This window comes from Colwellia sp. SU-HH01172 (genome assembly GCF_057553355.1).
In genome coordinates, this window is record NZ_BAAJMB010000016.1 from 1 (window position 1) to 1,757 (window position 1,757).

Sequence of the window (1,757 nt, forward strand, 5' to 3'; positions counted from 1 at the left end):
GCCCACATTAACAGGCAAAAAATTGTTGGCTAAAATTAGCGACGAAGGAGCAAAAGCCAACTGTTTTTTGTCCCGTTGAATTGCTTGTTATGTATTTGGTTATTATAAACTTTACACTAACAAGAAGTATTAAAAGTTAATAGATGGAAGTGAGAAAACAAAAGTACTCACCGCCTAATTAACACCAAACAGATAACTTTGAGCCAATTTAGAAATAGCCAAATAGATTTGCCCTACTTCGCTTGGCGAAAACTCAAAAGCTACGAATACAAAACTAACCTGAAACCACCAAGCTTAAAAAAGAATTTACCCTAAATAGAAGGCGGTACATAACGCCCTGTTAAGGGGCTGATAATGTTTGGCTAAAATTGTGTAGCGAAGCGAACCCGAGCCAAACTTTAGCAGTCCCGCTTGAACAGCTTGTTATGTTTACTCTAGCTCTTCAATTTGCCAGTTACCTTTTTCTAGATAAGCGGAATGGTTAAGTGCAAGATCCTTAAATTTAGATATCCAAGGGAATTTGCGATATAAACAACCCATGCAAACAACCAACCCGTCATCTGCATTATCAGTCGTATTGCACATAAATTGCCAGCCACCGTCATCCCAATGTAATATCTCGACAATTGGTTGCTCACCACTCATAACGAACTTAGTGGTAACAGCACATGTATTGGCAGGAAACGAAAAAGGCCAATTTATTGGATAACCACAATGTTCGGAACATTCAACAGTATTCATAGTAAACATAACGCCACATTAAGCGGCTTTTAATTGTTGGCTAAAATTGTTGAACGGAGTGAAAACAGCCAACTGTTAAAAGTCCGTTTGAATGCCTTGTTAGTTCTGCGCTTTAAAAACACCAAGTTTACAATAAGTTACCATGTTTACGAGATAGACGGAAGAATCAAAAACCTTCCACCGCAACTTAGCCGCTGAACATGAACTTTGAGCCGTTTACGCCTTTGCTAATTGTTTTACCTTACAAAGCTAAGGCGAAAACTGTGTAACCAAGGACACAAAACGACTTTGTAAAACTAAAAATTGAAACAACAAAGGAAGGAAATAAACACCAATCCTTTGATGTGAAATACCGCACGCTTAATAAATAAAATTACTCGAACAAGTTGCGGCAACTAACGCCCTGTTAAGGGGCAAAATTTAGTTGGCTAAAATGTGAAGCGAAGCGGAACCAGCCAACTTTATTTTGTCCCACTTGAACAGCTTGTTAGGTTTCGTTCCCACACGCGTTTAATCTTTTGCTTTGATTTATAAACGAAATCTCCCGCCGAAAACTCGTACACCATAGCATCATAGCTGTATCCAGTTGTTACTTCTTCTCCATTTGGAGTTAGGCATTCAGTGTATTCATTTTCACTTAGGCGAATTTCGATGGAGGAATTAAACCATTTTGCTTTCACAGGGTATTCTTTTTCCCCAAAAAATAAAACTGGATCTATTGAGGGAGGATTATCACTACAAGCTCCTTTTACAAAAGAGTTAAGGAATAATTCGCCGTCCTTTAATTCCCAAGTACCTTTATAGCCACGCCAATTAGCAGAACACCAACCTTTAGAGTCAAGCATTAAGTGTATTTCTTCATAGGTAAATAAAGTTTCCAAAGGGTTAGACTCAATACCATTTGAAACGCCATCCACTATGAAAGATTCTTTGATTTGCTGTGTAGCAAAGCTAAAACTAGAAAAAGCGATTAATATTAAAATAAGAAATTTAGACATACTACTCCTTTAGAAACC

2 protein-coding genes are annotated in these 1,757 nt (G+C 37.7%); both read right to left on the reverse strand.

Going from position 1 to position 1,757, the window contains the following annotated elements:
• Positions 1-429 precede the first annotated feature (429 nt).
• Positions 430-741: a hypothetical protein gene (locus AC27JP_RS20270; protein ID WP_487117757.1), complete on the reverse strand. Its 312-nt coding sequence runs from the start codon at positions 739-741 to the stop codon at positions 430-432.
• A gap of 461 nt (positions 742-1,202) precedes the next feature.
• A complete protein-coding gene (locus AC27JP_RS20275) occupies positions 1,203-1,739 on the reverse strand; it encodes a hypothetical protein (RefSeq protein ID WP_487117758.1) in 537 nt (178 codons plus the stop codon).
• Positions 1,740-1,757 lie beyond the last annotated feature (18 nt).